The sequence below is a fragment of the Caballeronia sp. LZ065 genome, from assembly GCF_031450975.1.
In the GTDB taxonomy this organism is placed as follows: domain Bacteria; phylum Pseudomonadota; class Gammaproteobacteria; order Burkholderiales; family Burkholderiaceae; genus Caballeronia.
The window spans coordinates 190633-207342 of sequence record NZ_JARUXV010000003.1; the positions used below are offsets into that span (position 1 = coordinate 190633).

Genomic DNA, 16710 nt, shown 5'->3' on the forward strand with positions numbered 1-16710 from the left:
GCGCTCCGCTTAGTCGGGAATGACAGCCGTTGCTTCGATTTCCACCAGCGCATCGTCTTCGATCAGCGCAACGACCTGCACGGCGCTCATCGCGATGTCGTAGTCGCCGATATGCTCGCGAAACGCCGCGCCAATCTCCTTCGCCGCCGCAAGATACGCGCGCTTGTCGGTCACGTACCAGGTCATGCGCACGATGTGCCGCGGCTCGCCGCCCGCCTCGCGCAGTACGGCCGCCACATTGCGCAGCGCCTGCGCGGCCTGCGCGCCGAACTCGCGGCTGACGAAGCGCGCCTGTTCGTCCCAGCCAATCTGGCCGGCGATATACACCTGCGTGCCGCGCACGGCGACGCCGTTTGCATAGCCGCGCGGCTTGATCCAGCCCGGAGGCAAGAGCGTTTTCTTCATGTGTCCGATTCCTCCTGCAAGGCGCGGCTCGTGCCTGGCGCGAACTGCTCGATGGCGCGGGCGATGTCGCCGGGAATGTCGATTGAACGGCCATCGTCGAGCGACGTGGTAACGAGAACCTGTCTGGAGCGGAAGCGCACTTCGCCGTTGCACTGGCAGACGATCTCGATACGTATCGAACGCTGCCCCACCGAATCGACACTCAGCGAGAGCGTTACGGTTTCGCCGAGGCGGCTCGGCCGCGCGAACTCGCAGTTGAGCTTCACGATGGGCAATCCGACCCGGCGCACCGAAATCATGTGCGCGTACTCGATGCCGAGCGCGTCGTCGAACCAGTCTTCGACCAGCGCGTTCGTCATCACGAGGTATTGCGGGAAGTAGACGATGCCGGCGGGGTCGCAGTGTGCGAAGCGGATGCGTACCGGCATCTCGAAGGTTCGCGTCATCGCGTGCTGTCTCCTTGCGCCTTCAGCAGATCGCGTCCGACAATCAGTTGCTGGACTTCGGTGGCGCCCTCATAGATGCGCAGCGCCCGGATCTCGCGATATAGCGATTCCACCGTCGTGCCGCGCTTTACGCCCAGCCCGCCCCATAGTTGCACGGCCGCGTCGATGACCTGCTGCGCGCCTTCGGTGGCGTGCCATTTCGCCATGGCGGCTTCGCGCGTGACGCGCTCGCCCTGATCCCGCAGCCACGCCGCGCGATAGACAAGCAGCGCGCTCGTGTCGATGGTCAGCGCCATCTGTGCGATCTTGGCTTGCGTCAGCTGGAAGTCGCCGAGGGTCTGGCCGAACATCTGGCGTGATGTCGCGCGTGCCAGTCCTTCTTGCAGCGCGCGGCGAGCAAAACCCAGCGAGGCCGCCGCGACCGAGGTACGGAAGATGTCGAGCGTGCGCATCGCCAGCCTGAAGCCTTCGCCGGGCGCGCCCAGCATCTGGCTGCGCGGTACTTTTAGCGCGTTGAAACGCAGTCGCGCGAGCGGATGCGGCGCAATCACGTCGATGCGCTCGGCGATCTCAAGCCCGGCCGTGTCCGCATCGACGATGAACGCGCTGATGCCGCGCGCGCCTGGCGCCTCACCCGTGCGCGCGAACACGATATAGAAATCCGCGATGCCGCCGTTTGAAATCCACGTCTTGTCGCCGTTCAGCACGTAGGTGTCGCCATCGGCGTGGGCTTGCAGCGACATCGCCGCGACGTCCGAGCCGGCTTCAGGCTCGGAAAGCGCGAAGGCCGCCAGCGCCGTGCCGGCTGCGACACGCGGCAGATAGCGCTGCTTCTGTGCATCGGTGCCGGCGAGCGTGATGGCGCCCGAGCCGAGCCCTTGCATCGCGAAGGCGAAATCCGCGAGACCGTCGTGCTTCGCGAGGGTCTCGCGCAGCAGACAGACGGCGCGCGTATCGATCGTGTCGCCCGAGGCGCCGTAGCCCGTGCCGCCGATGCAATGCTTGAGCCAGCCCGCCTCGCCGAGCATGCGCACGAGCTGTTTGCAAGCGGTGTCGGGATCGGCGTGATCGATATGTTTCAGATGCGCCGACGCCCAGGCATCGGCCTCGCACGCCAGCCTACGATGACGGTCCTCGAAGAAAGGCCATGCGAGCGCGCTGTGCGGATCGACGTCCAATTCAGTCTCCCTCGAACACGGGGCGGGACTTGGCGGCGAAGGCGCGGTAGGCGCGCTCGAAGTCGCGCGTGCTCATGCAGATGGCCTGCGCCTGCGCTTCGGCTTCGATGGCTTCATCGATGCCCATGTTCCATTCCTGATGCAGCATCTTCTTCGTGATGCCATGAGCGAAGGTCGGTCCCGCGACGAGATCGGCGGCGAGTCGCGCGGCTTCGTCGCGCACAGAATCCGGTTCGCACAGGCGGTTGTAGAACCCCCAGGCTTGCGCTTCCTCGCCCGACGCCGAGCGGCCCGTAAACAGCAGTTCCGACGCGCGTCCCTGCCCGATGATGCGCGGCAGAATGGAGCACGCGCCCATGTCGCAGCCCGCGAGCCCGACGCGCGTGAACAGGAACGCCAGCTTGCTGCGCGCGGTGCCAAGACGCAGGTCCGATGCCATCGCGAGAATGGCGCCCGCGCCCGCGCAGACACCGTCCACCGCCGCGATCACCGGTTGCGGGCAATGGCGCATGGCCTTGACGAGATCGCCGGTCATGCGCGTGAAGAGGAGCAGTTCGGGCATCGGCAGATCGATCAGCGGCGCGATGATGTCATGTACATCGCCGCCGGAGCAGAAGTTCTCGCCTGCGCCCTGGATCACGACCGCATGCACGTCCGTTGCATACGCCAGCTGGCGGAACAGGTCGCGCAGCTCGGCATACGATTCGAAAGTCAACGGATTCTTGCGTTCGGGCCGATTCAGCGTGATCGTCCCGACGCCGCCCGCCACGGACCAGAGGACATGTTGCGCGCGATACCCCGCGAGTTCGACGCGATTGCCGGCGAGAAGCGCAGCGGCGGCGGATGAGGTCATCGATTGCTCCTTCATTCCTTGAATGTCTTCAACAGATGCTGCTTGAGCTTGCCGAGGCGCTGATGCGTCTGCGACTTCTCGTTCAGTTCGAGTCCGCCAAATAGCTCGACGACCCATTGTTCGTGAGCGGCAGCCATCTTGTCGAACGATGTGCGGCCTTGCGGCGTCAGGCGAACGCTGATCGAGCGACGGTCGTCGGGATCGGCGTAGCGCGACACGAGCCCTTCCTTTTCGAGCTGATCCGTAATGCCGGTCACGTTCCCGCCTGTCACCATCATGCGGCGCGAGAGTTCGGTCATCCTGAGCCCTTCCGGATGCCGTTCGAGTTGCGCCATCAGGTCGAAGCGCGGCAGCGTGGTGTCGAATTCCGCGCGCAGGCGCTTGCGCAGTTCTGCCTGGACCAGATTGGTCGTGGTCAACATGCGCAGCCATAGACGCAAGCCCATGTGGCTGTCCGCGCCGGTGCTCATCTCAAGGTCGACGACATTGTCAGCCGGCTTTTCGACGCCCTTGCGCGGGGTCTTCGCGTCGCTCGATGCGGGCGCCTTTCGGTTGCGTGCGGCTTGCGTCACGTCACTTCTCCACCGGAAACGGACAGGGACTGACCGTTCATCGAAGCCGATGCAGGCGCGCAGAGCCACAGCACGGCACTCGCGACTTCTTCGGGCTGGATGAAACGGCGTTGCGGGTTGGTGCGCATGAGTGCCTCGCGTGCGTCGTGCTCGCTGCGCGAGGTCTTCGTCATGATCTGGTCGAGCGACGAACGCAGCAAGTCCGTCTCCGTATAGCCGGGACAGACGGCGTTGACCGTGACGCCTTTGGTTGCCACTTCGGCGGCCAGCGCGCGCGTGAGGCCAATGACGCCGTGCTTCGCGGCGCAATAGGCGGCGACATATGCATAGCCGGTCTGTCCCGCCGTGCTCGCGACGTTGACGATGCGGCCGAAGCCGCGTTCGAGCATCGAAGGCAGCGCGGCGCGGGTGCAGAGGAACACGCCTGTGAGGTTCACGTCGAGCATGCGTTGCCACAACGCGGCATCGGTTTGCGCGAAGGGCGCGGCTTGGGCGTGGCCCGCGTTGTTGACGAGCACATCGACCGGGCCGTGGCGTTCGACGGCCCGCGCGAAGGCAGCGGCGACAGCGGCTTCATCGGTGACGTCCACCGGCACGCAGGCTATGTCTGCGTAGGCGCGCATCGCATCGCGCTGGGCTTCCAGGCGCGCAAGGTCGCGGCCCATCAAGGTGATGCGCGCACCGGCTTGTGCCAGCGCTTCCGCGCAGGCCGCGCCGATGCCGCTGCCGCCACCGGTCACCACCGCATGTTTGCCGTTCAGAGAGGACATGGTCAGACGCTTCCTTCGGCGCGTTGCGCGCGTTCTTGCGGACTGAGGCGCGCGTTTTCGGCGGCGCCGGCGCGCTCGCGTTCCAGATTGCGTTCGAGTTGCGACTTCGCGGCGACATATTGCCGGGGCCACGCGATATCGAAATAACCGATCTTCGCGGCTTCGTTCAAGGTCCACGACGGATTGGCGAGATGCGGGCGCGCCACCGCGCACAGATCGGCGCGTCCGGCAGCGATGATGCTGTTGACGTGATCCGCCTCGGAGATCGCGCCCACTGCGATGGTGGCAATGCCCGCTTCGTTACGGATGCGATCGGCGAAGGGCGTCTGGAACATGCGGCCATACACCGGCTTTTCGTCCTTGCTGACCTGGCCCGAGGAGACGTCGATCATGTCGGCGCCCGCAGCCTTGAAGGCGCGTGCGATCTGCACGGCATCGTCCGGGGTCGTGCCGCCGTCAACCCAGTCGTGCGCCGAGATGCGGACCGACATCGGCTTGTCCTGTGGCCAGACGGCGCGCATCGCGCTGAACACCTGCAACGGGTAGCGCAAGCGGTTTTCGAGCGAGCCGCCGTATTCATCGGTGCGACGGTTTGTCAGCGGCGAAAGAAAACTCGACAGGAAATAGCCGTGCGCGCAATGCAGTTCGAGCCAGTCGAAGCCTGCTTCAGCGGCCATGCGGGTGGCGCGCACGAATTGCGCCTCGATCTCGCGCAGGTCGTCGTGTGAAGCTTCGCGCGACCACTGGCTCACGTCGCGCAGATATTGCTGCGGCGATGCGGAGACGAGCGGCCAGTTGCCGTCCGGAAGCGGTTGATCGATCCCTTCCCAGGCCACTCGCGTCGATGCCTTCGCGCCCGCGTGGCCGAGTTGCATGCCGATCTTCGCGTCCGATTGCGCATGCACGAACGCGACGATGCGCTGCCACGCCGCAAGATGCCCGGGCGTGTATAGGCCCGGGCATCCCGGCGTGATGCGGGCCTCGGGCGACACGCAAGTCATCTCCGTCATCACGAGCGCGGCGCCGCCCATGGCGCGCGCGCCGAGATGCATCAGATGGTAGTCGCCCGCGATGCCATCGACGGCGGAATACTGCGCCATCGGCGATACGACAATGCGGTTCTTCAGCGTGACGCCGCGCAGCGTGAAGGGCGTGAACATCGGCGGGATGGCGCGCTGGTTGGTGTCGCGCACGATGCCCGAGCGTTCCGCGAGCCAGTCTTCGAAGGACGCGAGATAGCGTGCATCGCGTTCGCGCAGGTTTTCGTGCGAGATGCGTTGCGAGCGGGTCAGCAGCGAGTAAGCGAATTGCTCCGGCTCGAAGGACGCGTAGCGATCGACGTTTTCGAACCATTCGGTCGAATTGCGCGCGGCGTTCTGGATGCGCAAGACATCCACGCTGCGCACCCGGGTGTAGTGATCCAGCGCGCCTTCGAGATCGCCTTCCCGCGTGGCGAACGCGGTGTCGATGCTGTTCGCCAGTTCAATGGCATCTTCCAGCGCGAGCTTCGTGCCCGAGCCGATGGAAAAATGCGCGGTGTGCGCGGCATCGCCCATCAGGACGACGGGCGTGCGCTTGCCGTTCGCGTCGTCTCGCCAGTGAACCCACTCGCGATTCACGACGCGCGGAAAGCGTATCCATTGCGCGGAGCCGCGCAGATGCGACGCGTTGGAAATCAGCGGATGGCCGTCGAGATAGCGGGCGAAGAGCTTTTCGCAGAACGCGATGCCTTCTTCCTTGCTCATGTCGGCGAGGCCTGCCGCGCGCCATACGCGTTCCGGCGCTTCGACGATAAAGGTCGAGGTGTTTTCGTCGAAGCGGTACGCATGCGCCTGGAACCAGCCCCATTCGGTCTTTTCGAACGCGAACGTGAAGGCTTCGAAGCATTTGTTCGTGCCGAGCCAGACGAAGCGGCAGTCGCGCAAGTCGATATCCGGCTGATACGTCGACGCGTATTTCTGACGGATCGCGCTGTTGGCGCCGTCGCAGGCGACGATGAGATCGGCCTCGTAGTCTTCGTCGTTGACCACGTGCGTTTCGAAGACGAGCTTGACGCCGAGTGCTTCACAACGCGTCTGCAGGATATTCAACAGACGTTTTCTTCCAATGCCGCAGAAGCCGTGACCCGACGAGCGGACCGTGCTGCCGTTGATACGGACCTCGATGTCGTCCCAGTGACTAAACGCATCGAGGATGGCTTCGGCGCTTGGAGTGTCCGCGGCGCGCAGGTTGCCCAGGGTTTGATCGGAGAAGACGACGCCCCAGCCGAAGGTGTCGTAAGGGCGGTTGCGCTCGACCACGATGACCTCGCTGGCGGGATGCCGGCGCTTCATCAACAAGCCGAAGTACAGACCCGCCGGGCCGCCACCGATGCAGACAATGCGCATGCCGGGTTCTCCAGTTCGCGTGTGCTCGTGGAGATAATTTAGAATCGAATAGTTTAGATGTCAAGTAAATGGGCGGGAGGGGTTTCCCGGTACGAACGCGTCGAGCGCTCAGTCCAGCCGTTCCCTCGTGATGAGGCCACTCGCCGCATCCCACTCCTTCGGCGTCATCCTCTTCACCAGCACGCCGATCACCCAGATATGTCCTTCCGGATCTTTCGCACGATACGTCCGCTCGCCGTAGAACTGTGTTTCCGGCTCCGCGACAACCCGCGCGCCTGCCGCGCGGGCGTGTTCGCAATGTGCGTCCACGTCCTCGCCTTCCTCAAGTTGCACATGGACCGATTGCGTATTCTTGCCGTCGATGGAACTCGGGCTGCGATGATCGTCGCTCCATTCCCGGCCGATCATGACAACCGAGTCACCAAAGGTCAGTTCGCCGTGCACGAAGTCATCGTTGGCATCAAGGATCACGAATAGCGGTTTGAAACCGAACGCCGCTTCGAGAAAGCGAAAGCCGAGCGTCGGATCGCGATAGGACACCGCGCTCGACAAACCTTTGGGGCGATAGAGTTCGTCCATGTCGCTGCTCCCGGGTGAGGGTTGAATGGAAAGCGTGAACGCTTGCTCATTCTATGCCTCGCGGCCGGGAGGTTTTTCGTTGGTCACCGCCGCGCATAGTCCCTTGCGGAACACAGCGAAGCAGCGAGGGCGAGCTTCGTTTCATCCTCGCCACGCAGACGAGCGAGCCAGCGGTTCGCGTCTTTCGTCATTGCCGTGATGGGACTGGTCAGATGTTGCATGAAGGCTTGCCCCTTGGAAACCACTTGCACGTTTTCCATCATGCCGCGGTCTTCGTGATCGAGGATATGGCAATGCATGACGAACTCGCCGGTGTAATCCTCGTAGACGGTCCGCATGGTGAGCGTATAACCCGCCTTGATGAACAGCGTATCCCGCACCACGCCCTTCAGATGGCAATACTCGGTATCGGTGCCCTCCGAGGCGTTGCAGTCGCCGTTCTGATCGAAGATGGACGTCGTGCCATTCTTGATGTCCATGATCTTGAACTTGTTGATATGGATATGGAACATGTGCGGGGCAAACGTAGAGGCCTTGATATTCCATTCATCGATCGTGCCGAGCGTACCTGTCACAGGGATGTCGGCGGGATCATAGCCTGCGCCATTGATGGTGAAGCCCGTCGGAAGCGTGATCTCGAACGTTGCATTGTTCACCTGTTCGATTGGCCCATCCACTTCGGCAGTCGGCGCGAAGGCGGTCAATTGAAGCGAATTCAACTGGCTCTTGACCGTGGACGGCAAGCCCGGATTGGCCGCGACAAGTTGATTGCGGATGTAGACCCAGTACTTCGAGTGACTGCCTTCCGTTGTGTTCGGGATGTTCACGCCGGGGCCCACCCGCGCGAGGGACAACAAGCGGCGATCCTTGACCTTGGTCGCGGTAGGGCGGAAGTTGATGGTCTGCGAACTGGGCGCGGCTTCATCGAGAATGCAATAGAGTCCCGGCGATGGAAACGCCACGAGCACGTCGCTGCGATAGCCGGGATTCATCGCGTTGACGTCTTTTTCCAGCATGTTCGTCATGGTGATGCCGTCTTCGGCGAATTCCAGTTGCTTGACGACTTCGCCGCTGCACACCTGATCGAGCGTGATGGTTTGCGATGCCTTGGTGCGCGAATTGGAAAGCGCGTTCGCCGCAGTGTTGGTGGCGGTGTTGACTTGCGCGGCGCTCACCGAAGTCGAGTCTGCGACACCGAGCACCGCCAGATTCGCACGCACGATCTTCACGTTGATCGTGTCGCGATTGCCGCCATGAACCATGCGGAAGCGGCGCACCTCGCCCGCCGGGACGAAGGTCAGCGCACTGGGAAAGACCGGCTGCACCACGCCGTTGATCTGCGTGTAATGCCCCGAGACGATCCACGATGAATTCGCGCCGGGCGGCTGGCCCACGCGCGTATCGAAGATAAAGCCGAGTTGATTGTTATAGCCGCGAATCTGCCCGATCTTGCCCGCCGGGCAGGTCCACTCGCCGGTCGTCGAATCGAGCAGGGGCGTGGTGGAGGTGGCATCGGAGAAGCACGCGTACTCGATCTGCTGGAACAGCAAGACGTGTTCACGCAGCGGCAGCGGGAGCAGACGCCGCTTGAGTATCGTGTCGATATCCGCGCTGCCCGCCTGAGTGCTGCGCGCCTGCCGCGAGCCGCGCACGATCAGCACGCCGGCCATGCCGCTCGATACGTCGATTGCCGTCGAGCCATGCAGGTGCGCGTGATACCAGAACGTCCCTGACGGATGATCGGAAGGAATCTTGTACACGTACTTGTGCTGATAGGCGCCCAGCGAAGGATTGGCCTGTACATCGGCTTTCGGATGGACCGTGAGCAACACGTTGTCGGCGGGGTCCATCGGCGAGACATGCAGGCCGTGCGTGTGGATGTTCGTGTCGTTGAAGCAATGCGGCGTGATGTGCTCGGTCTTCGGATCGGTGCTCGCCGGGCACGTGTCGGTCGGATTTTGCGGAAGGTTGTTCGTGAAGTTGAGCGTGAGTGTCGACCCGGTCTTGATGCTGATGGTCGGTCCCACCGGACAGCCGTTGTACGAGCGCATGTTCACCGTATCGAATGCGTTCGTCGACGGGTTGTAGAGCGAGTAGGTCGCCATTTGCGCCGTCAGCGAAACGCTTGCTGTATTGCCCGAGGGATTCAGCCCCGCTGCGCATTGCAGGCGCTGGATGATCGAAGCGAGTCCGCTCGAGGTCGATACGGCGGTGTTGTCAGCCGTGCTGTCGGCGGAGTCGTCGACATCGGTGAATGAACGTGCGTTCAGGTTAGCTTGGGCGAAACATAAGCCGGGTATCACCAGGAGCGAGAAGATCAGAGCGTGACATGCCCGGAACATCGACAGTACGGTTTTCATCACCCTCTCTCCTCGTTGCGATTCATTGCGATCGCTCAACCACGCAAGTGGAGATTAGGTAATTACAAAATCGATCGCGGGGCTATCGAATCGCTAACGTGGGATACCGCACATAGCTTTTTCGTGCACCGCGACGCGGCTATGTTTTCACTCTTTTAGTGCCATCTTTTTTGCGCGTGCGTTGTCCTCATGAAGCTTCTCAACTGCCTCCCCGATAAAGCTCGCGCATCTCCGCAGCCTGGGCGCTGTTTTGAAAGTCGGCCAGTTCGTGCATGACCTGCTCACGAGTGAGGGGAGCGGGGGTGTCGGATTGCATGGAGGTAGCCGTCGAGGGGGCGGGCTGATCCGTCGCGGACTGGGCCAGGCACGACACTGCCGTGACCATTGCCACGAATGCGATACCTGCGGCGATGATTCGATTGCATTGCATGATGTTCTCCCGGGACGTTTGCTTCGTCGCCCTGATTGGCCCGTGCCGATCAGGTTCTGTGAAGTGTCGGCCGATGCCGCCATGCTTTGAAGCCACACAGGTAGGCGTATCGCGCTTCCGGGCGCGAAAGATGTAGATATCAGCAATCGAAAGGGCTCATTCGGATCGCTACATTTGTGTATGTCCCTTCGAATGGCAGGCTGCTATTCTGGTTTGATCGGCATGCGCCCGCATTCGCGGACAGTGGAATTTCTGACCGGGCATCGTCATGAAATCGTCAGGTTTCGGGGTGCGCAAGTTCAGATCGGCGGCTCAGGAACGGGCGTTCCGGAAAGACTATGCGCGCCGCTTCTCTGCGCAGCGCCTGTTGGCCATTGCCATCTTTACCGCGTTGTGGATCGTGTTCTCTTTCATCGATTCGCGGCGCCTCGACGTGCTCGATCCCGCGCATCTGCACCATGGAGAAATTCTGCTGCTGAGGGCAGGCGGGGCGATCGGCATGTTGATTCCGGTCCTGGCGTGGACACCGCGCGCACTCGACGAACGCTGGGCCGTAGCGCTGCTCAGCCTCTGGACCTTCAGCGGGTGGTTCTCGGTCGTGAGACTGCTGCAAATCTATCCGGGTGACTTTCCCTGGCGAGAGGCGTATTCCATTCTGACGCTCTCCCTTTTCATGGTGTTCACGGCGTTCCGGCTGCGCGCCATCACGGCCGCATGGCTCATCGGAACATGTGTGGCAACGTATTCGTTGATGCTTCTTTTTGCGCCTCCTGGCCGGCAGCCTGGCTGGCATCCCGATGCCATGTTGGGCCACGGCGCGAACATCATCATGACCTATGTGATCGGCGTGGTCGTGAGCATTCCGCTCGAACGCGCGGCACGGCGCGAATTCATCTATCGGCGGAACCTGCGCGCGGCCCGGGCGCGTGTCGAAGCGGCCTCGCGTGCGGTGAACGAGCAGAACCAGCGCATGCAGGCGTTGCTCAAGGAAAAAGAACGGTTCTTTTCAGCGGCCTATCACGACATTCTGCAGCCGCTCGCCGCGATCAATCTCTTCATACGCAGTGCGCGATCCCGGATCAAGGACGGAGAGGCGGCAGCGCGGGATCTCGCGGTGGTGGAGGAAACGGCTTCCGACATTCTCGGCATGTTCAAGGACATCCAGGACTACAGCGAGCTGGGACTGTATGTGCCGCGACTGGCGCCCGTCAGCACGCACGACCTGCTGACCGAAGTAGCCGGGCAGTTCCGCGAAGCGGCGCGTGTGCAGGGCATCGGCCTTGCCATCGCCGCGCGCCGGGAGCATCCGCCTTTCATCGAGACCGACCGGCTGCTGTTCAAGCGCGCCCTGTCCAATCTCGTGTCCAACGCGATCAAGAACACGAGGTCGGGCGGCGTCGTGCTCGGCTGGGTACGGCTCGGCGACCGGTTGCGCATCGATGTGCGGGATACCGGAATCGGTATCGCGCTCGTGCATCGCGAGGCGATCTTTTCCGAGTACTTCCAGATCAACAATCCGGGTCGCGACCGCTCGAAGGGATTGGGTTTGGGGTTGTCGATCGTGCAGCGTGTGATCGGCATTCTGCCGGGCCATGAGATGAGCTTCGCATCGAGGGAAGGGCGCGGGTCGCGCTTCTCGCTGTACGCAAACATGTCCGAAGCGACGCCCACAGCGTGCGCGAGCGAGGCGGCCATCTCCGCCGATGCGCCCGATCTCGACGGCCTCTACGTGCTGCTGTGCGACGACGAACCCGCCGTGCTCGAAGGTCTGCGACGTCTGCTGTCGAGCGCGGGCGCACGCGTGCATGCCGCCGAATCGATGGCGGGCTTCGAAGCCATCCTCGCCGATGACACCCGCATCCCCGATCTCATCGTGACCGATATCCGTCTGCGCGACGGCGTCACCGGTACGGACGTGGCGCGGCGGATCCGTCGCCACTTCGCATGGACGGGCTCAATCCCGGTTGCGTTCATCACTGGCGAACTGCTGTCCGATCACGTCCTCCAGGACTTCCCGCAACCGTTCGTGCTGTTGCGCAAGTCGACCGCGCCAGCGGCGCTGCTGGCCTCGATCAGCGAATACGTCGCGGCCCGGCGGCAGGTCAAGTTCGATCTTGCGAAGGATGCGTGACGGGCGGCAGGCCGAGCGTGATGCCCTTGTCGGCCATCATCACGATAAGTTCGGTCCGCCGCCGCACGTCGAAGTGCGCCAGCAGGTGACTGATGTATTTGCGCACGGTGATGTCTTCGAGTCCCATCTTCGCCGCAATGGCTTTCGACGGCAGGCCGCGCACGAGCCACGCGAGCGTTTCGAATTCCCTGGGCGTGAGTCCGAGTCCGGGCGCGTTCCACGGCGCGTGTGCTTCCCGCCTCGGCGGAATCGGCTCCTGACCGGCTTCGAACGCGCGTCTCATCCCGGCGATGCTCATGGCCGGCAGGAACACGCCCCCTGAGAGCACGGCGCCGATCGCGGCATGCAGCGCCGAAGGCGAGGACGACTTCGGGACATAGCCCATCGCGCGCAGTTCGATGCAGCGGCTGACTGTCTCGACGCGTTCATCGGCGGAGATCACGACGACGGGCAAAGCCGGCCGCGCGTCCTTCAACCGGACGAGACCGTCGCAGCCGTGGCCGTCGGGGAGTTCGAGATCGAGAAAGACGATGTCCGGATGATCCTGCGTCGCGAGTTGCATGCCTTGCGCCAGGGTGCTGGCGTGCAGCAACTCGACATCCGGAAAGCGCTCCGTGACGAGCAGCGCGAGTCCGGCTCTGAAGAGCGCGTGATCGTCGATGAGCAATACGCGCATCGCATCGTCTCCCGTTCACACGTGCGAGTTATCCCGACGCTCGAAGCATGGTACACGCGCATCGTCCTCGCAGCAGGACGATGCGCCGCATGCTCAAGACTATGCCGAATTCGTCAACCCTTGCGAGGCGATCGCGCAAGACGGGGTCAATTCGGCTCCTTACTATCCGTTTTCATCGAAGGACATCCGTCCTGAATCAACATCCCTATTCGAGACCATAGGTTATGGCAAACGGTATTTCGCAGAAGCCGCACGATGAGAAGGCGCTCGCCTCGTATCGCCGTCGCGCCATCTTTGCAACGATCATCGGCAATGGCTTCGAATGGTTCGACTGGACCGTCTACAGCTTCTTCGCGGTGACCATCGCCAAGCAGTTCTTTCCCACCGGCGACGATTTGTCCTCGCTGCTGATGGCCGTCGCCACGTTCGGTGTGGGCTTCGTGATGCGTCCGGTGGGCGGCATCGTCCTCGGCGTGCTGTCGGACCGGGTCGGCCGCAAGTTCGCGCTCTCGCTGACCATCGCGCTGATGGCGCTGGGCACCGGCATTCTTGGGCTGACGCCTTCGTATGAATCGATCGGCATCGCGGCGCCGTTGCTGATCGTCGTCGCGCGGCTGCTGCAAGGCTTCTCCGCAGGCGGGGAAATGGGCGGCGCCACCGCGTTCCTCACCGAATATTCGCCGCCCGGGAGCCGCACCTACTATGCGAGCTGGATTCAGGCGAGCATCGGCTTCGCGGTGCTGGTCGGGACGGGTATCGGCACACTGGTGACCTCCTTGCTCGAACCCGCGGCGCTCAATGCATGGGGCTGGCGCATCCCGTTCCTGCTGGGCATCCTGATTGGTCCGGTCGGCTACTTCATCCGCAGCCGTCTGGAGGAAACGCCGGTCTACAGCGCGATGAGCGAGAAGGAAAAGACCCATTCGCCGCTCACCGAGATCGTGCGCACCTATCCGCGCCAGACCTTCGCCAGCTTCTCGATGGTCATCCTCTGGACTGTCAGCAGCTACGTGTTCCTCTACTACATGCCGACCTATTCGGTGCGTGCGCTGCATCTGCCGCAATCGGCCGGGCTGATCTCCGGCATGCTGGGTGGACTCGTGTTGTTCGTCGCGTCGCCGATCGTCGGCAAGCTCGCGGACCGTTTTGGCCAGCGCCCGTTCCTCGCCGGCGCGGCCTTCGCGATCATGCTGCTCGCCTATCCGATGTTCGCCTGGGTGGTCAACGCGCCGAGCCTCGGTTCGCTGCTCGTGTTCCAGGCGGTGTTCGGCTTTCTCATCGCGGTCTATACCGCGCCAGTCCTCACGGCGATGGCCGATCTGTTCCCGGCACGCGTGCTTTCCACGGGGCTTGCCGTGGCCTACAACTTCGCCGTGATGATGTTCGGCGGCTTCGCGCCGTTCTTCATCACCTGGCTCATCGCGAAGACGGGCAGCAGCATGGCGCCCGCGTTCTACGTGATGTGCGCCTGCGCCGTCAGTCTGGCGGGAACGTTTTATCTGGGCGACAAGCGCGACCGCTTGGCCGTCGCAAACTAGGAGAGTGCATGTCCATTACGGTGTTGAAGAACGGTAACGTCCTCGATCTGGAGAAAGGGACGTACCTGGAAGGGTATTCGGTGGTCATCGAGGACAATCGCATCGTCGAGGTTACCGATGGCCGCGCCGAATTCAACGATGCGCAGGTCATCGACGTGAAGGGCAAGACCGTGATGCCCGGCTTCATCGATTGTCACGTGCACGTGCTGGCGTCGAACGCGAATCTCGGCAGCAATGCCGCGCAGCCGAACATTCTCGCGACCATTCGCGCATTGCCGCTGCTCGACGCAATGCTCACGCGCGGCTTCACGACCGTGCGCGACGCGGGCGGCGCGGACTGGGCGCTCATGCATGCGGTCGAATCGGGGCTGATTCCCGGGCCGCGCATCTTCCCGTCGGGCAAGGCGTTGTCGCAGACGGGCGGTCACGGCGACTTCCGTCCGCGCAGCGACTCGTTCGAGCCGTGTTCGTGCTGCTTCCGCGCGGGCGCCATTGCGCGCGTGGTGGATGGCGTGGACAACGTGCGGCTCGCGGCGCGCGAGGAAATCCTGCGTGGCGCGACGCAGATCAAGATCATGGCGTCGGGCGGCGTGGCGTCGGAGTTCGATCCGATTGCCAACACGCAATACTCGGAAGACGAAATCCGCGCCATTGTCGCCGAAGCGGAGGCGGCCAATACCTACGTCATGGCGCACGCCTACACGGGTCGCGCGATTGCGCGCGCGGTGCGCTGCGGCGCGCGCACGATCGAGCACGGCAATCTCGTCGATGAGGCCGCGGCCAAGGTCATGAAGGAACACGGCGCGTACGCGGTGCCGACGCTCGCCACCTATGACGTGCTGGGCGTGTATGGCGAGAAGCTCGGGCTCTCGGCGGATTCGATCGCCAAGGTCGAAGGCGTGCGCGTGGCGGGCCGCGAGTCGCTGAAGATCTTCCGTGACGCCGGCGTGCCGATGGGCTTCGGCTCTGACCTGCTGGGCGAGATGCAGGAGTTCCAGAGCAACGAGTTCCGCATTCGCTCGGAGGTCATCGGCAATCTGGAAACGCTGCGTTCGGCGACGATCATCGGCGCGCAAGTGCTGAACCGCGTGGGTCAGCTGGGCGTGATCGCGGCAGGCGCGATTGCGGACGTGCTGGTGGTCAACGGCGATCCGCTGGTGGACATCGAAGCCGTCGCGAACGGCGCCGAGCGCATCGAGTACGTGTTCCAGAACGGCAAGCTGGTGAAGCACGCGCCGCCGATGTAACGCGGCCATCTACGTTTGCCGCAAGGCCTGCGCCGCCCGCATCGTCCGATCTCGTCGGGCATGCGGGCGGCGCAGTTTGAAGGATGCCGTGCGGCGTCGCCGCTGTGCCGAAATCGTTATCGGCGCGGGTGTGTTCGGCCAAGACCGCGCGCTGGCCGTTGCTTATGATTTTCGCCATGAAAACACTCTCTCACATCGACATCGTCGATTCGCATACCGGCGGTGAACCCACGCGCCTCGTCATCTCCGGCGGTCCTGATCTCGGTCAAGGGCCGCTCTCCGAACGGCTCGCCCTCTTTCAGCGCGACTTCGACCGCGTGCGCGAAGCTGTCGTCAACGAGCCGCGCGGCTCGGACGTGATGGTCGGCGCGCTGCTGTGCGAACCGCACGATCCATCATGTTCGGCGGGCGTGATCTTCTTCAACAACGTCGGCTATCTCGGCATGTGCGGGCACGGCACCATCGGCTTGATTGCTTCGCTCGCGCATCTCGGCAGGATCGCGCCGGGCGTGCACCGGATCGAGACGCCGGTTGGCGTGGTCGAAGCCGAGCTGCATGACGACGCCAGCGTGACCGTGCGCAACGTGCCTGCGTATCGCTATCGTGCCGACGTGGCGCTCGACGTGCCGGGCGTCGGCCGCGTGCATGGCGATATCGCGTGGGGCGGCAACTGGTTCTTCCTCGTCGCCGATCATGGCCAGGCGCTCGATTACGCGCGCGTGGAAGCGCTTACCGAAGTCACATGGGCCATCCGCGCCGCGCTCGAAGCGAACGGCGTGACGGGCGAAGGCGGGGCGCTCATCGACCACATCGAATTGTTCGCGGACTCGTCCACGCCTGGAATCGACAGCCGCAATTTCGTGCTCTGTCCCGGCAAGGCCTACGACCGTTCGCCCTGCGGCACGGGCACGAGTGCGAAGATCGCCTGCCTCGCGTCGGACGGGCTGCTCGCGCCGGGCGTGTCCTGGCGGCAGGAGAGCATTGTCGGCAGCGTGTTCGAGGCGCGTCACGAACCCGACGACACGCTCGCGCCCGGCTTCATCCGGCCCAGCATTCGCGGCGCCGCGCACGTCAATGCCGAAGCCAGGCTGATCTTCTCGAACGACGATCCCTTTGCATGGGGCATCCGCACGTGAAC

15 protein-coding genes are annotated in these 16710 nt (G+C 63.4%); 4 read left to right on the plus strand and 11 right to left on the minus strand.

Translation table 11 applies throughout. From position 1 onward, the window contains the following. Window positions 1-9: 9 nt before the first annotated feature. From QCE63_RS21185 to QCE63_RS21230, 10 genes are all read right to left on the minus strand, one after another. The gene (locus QCE63_RS21185) at window positions 10-405 is read right to left on the minus strand and encodes a RidA family protein (RefSeq protein ID WP_309835778.1); all 396 of its coding nucleotides are present in this window, start codon (window positions 403-405) and stop codon (window positions 10-12) included. After that, complete coding sequence (locus QCE63_RS21190) at window positions 402-851, minus strand: thioesterase family protein (protein ID WP_309835779.1); 450 nt, start codon at window positions 849-851, stop codon at window positions 402-404. The genes QCE63_RS21185 and QCE63_RS21190 overlap by 4 nt, the downstream gene beginning before the upstream one ends. After that, window positions 848-2029, minus strand: a complete 1182-nt coding sequence (locus QCE63_RS21195) for an acyl-CoA dehydrogenase family protein (RefSeq protein ID WP_309835780.1) — start codon at window positions 2027-2029, stop codon at window positions 848-850. Before QCE63_RS21195 ends, QCE63_RS21190 begins: the two co-directional genes overlap by 4 nt. Before the next feature lies 1 nt (window position 2030). Continuing rightward, a complete protein-coding gene (locus QCE63_RS21200; protein ID WP_309835782.1) occupies window positions 2031-2882 on the minus strand; it encodes an enoyl-CoA hydratase family protein in 852 nt (283 codons plus the stop codon). Window positions 2883-2893: 11 nt separating this feature from the next. Then, on the minus strand, window positions 2894-3454 hold the full coding sequence (locus QCE63_RS21205; protein WP_309835783.1) for a MarR family transcriptional regulator: 561 nt from the start codon (window positions 3452-3454) through the stop codon (window positions 2894-2896). After that, the gene (locus QCE63_RS21210) at window positions 3451-4224 is read right to left on the minus strand and encodes an SDR family NAD(P)-dependent oxidoreductase (RefSeq protein WP_309835784.1); all 774 of its coding nucleotides are present in this window, start codon (window positions 4222-4224) and stop codon (window positions 3451-3453) included. Before QCE63_RS21210 ends, QCE63_RS21205 begins: the two co-directional genes overlap by 4 nt. A gap of 2 nt (window positions 4225-4226) precedes the next feature. Next, a complete protein-coding gene (locus tag QCE63_RS21215; protein WP_309835785.1) occupies window positions 4227-6611 on the minus strand; it encodes a bifunctional salicylyl-CoA 5-hydroxylase/oxidoreductase in 2385 nt (794 codons plus the stop codon). Between the two features lie 108 nt (window positions 6612-6719). After that, complete coding sequence (locus tag QCE63_RS21220; RefSeq protein WP_309835787.1) at window positions 6720-7190, minus strand: VOC family protein; 471 nt, start codon at window positions 7188-7190, stop codon at window positions 6720-6722. An 83-nt stretch (window positions 7191-7273) separates the two neighbouring features. After that, on the minus strand, window positions 7274-9550 hold the full coding sequence (locus QCE63_RS21225) for a multicopper oxidase domain-containing protein (protein WP_309835788.1): 2277 nt from the start codon (window positions 9548-9550) through the stop codon (window positions 7274-7276). A gap of 199 nt (window positions 9551-9749) precedes the next feature. Further along, window positions 9750-9980, minus strand: a complete 231-nt coding sequence (locus QCE63_RS21230; protein ID WP_309835789.1) for a DUF4148 domain-containing protein — start codon at window positions 9978-9980, stop codon at window positions 9750-9752. A 268-nt stretch (window positions 9981-10248) separates the two neighbouring features. Between QCE63_RS21230 and QCE63_RS21235 the strand changes: the two genes are divergently transcribed. Beyond that, window positions 10249-12111, plus strand: coding sequence for a hybrid sensor histidine kinase/response regulator (locus tag QCE63_RS21235; protein ID WP_309835790.1), 1863 nt, complete (start codon window positions 10249-10251; stop codon window positions 12109-12111). On the opposite strand, the gene QCE63_RS21240 is transcribed toward QCE63_RS21235, so the two are convergent. Then, entirely contained in the window at window positions 12083-12787 is a 705-nt protein-coding gene (locus QCE63_RS21240) for a response regulator transcription factor (RefSeq protein ID WP_309835792.1), read from the minus strand. The two genes, QCE63_RS21235 and QCE63_RS21240, sit on opposite strands and share 29 nt — an antisense overlap. Before the next feature lie 224 nt (window positions 12788-13011). Between QCE63_RS21240 and QCE63_RS21245 the strand changes: the two genes are divergently transcribed. The 3 genes from QCE63_RS21245 to QCE63_RS21255 all read left to right on the plus strand — a co-directional run bounded on the left by QCE63_RS21245 (window position 13012) and on the right by QCE63_RS21255 (window position 16708). Then, on the plus strand, window positions 13012-14325 hold the full coding sequence (locus QCE63_RS21245; RefSeq protein ID WP_309835794.1) for an MFS transporter: 1314 nt from the start codon (window positions 13012-13014) through the stop codon (window positions 14323-14325). Between the two features lie 8 nt (window positions 14326-14333). Then, window positions 14334-15572, plus strand: coding sequence for an amidohydrolase family protein (locus tag QCE63_RS21250; RefSeq protein ID WP_309835795.1), 1239 nt, complete (start codon window positions 14334-14336; stop codon window positions 15570-15572). 176 nt (window positions 15573-15748) lie between these two features. Beyond that, entirely contained in the window at window positions 15749-16708 is a 960-nt protein-coding gene (locus QCE63_RS21255) for a 4-hydroxyproline epimerase (RefSeq protein WP_309835796.1), read from the plus strand. Window positions 16709-16710 lie beyond the last annotated feature (2 nt).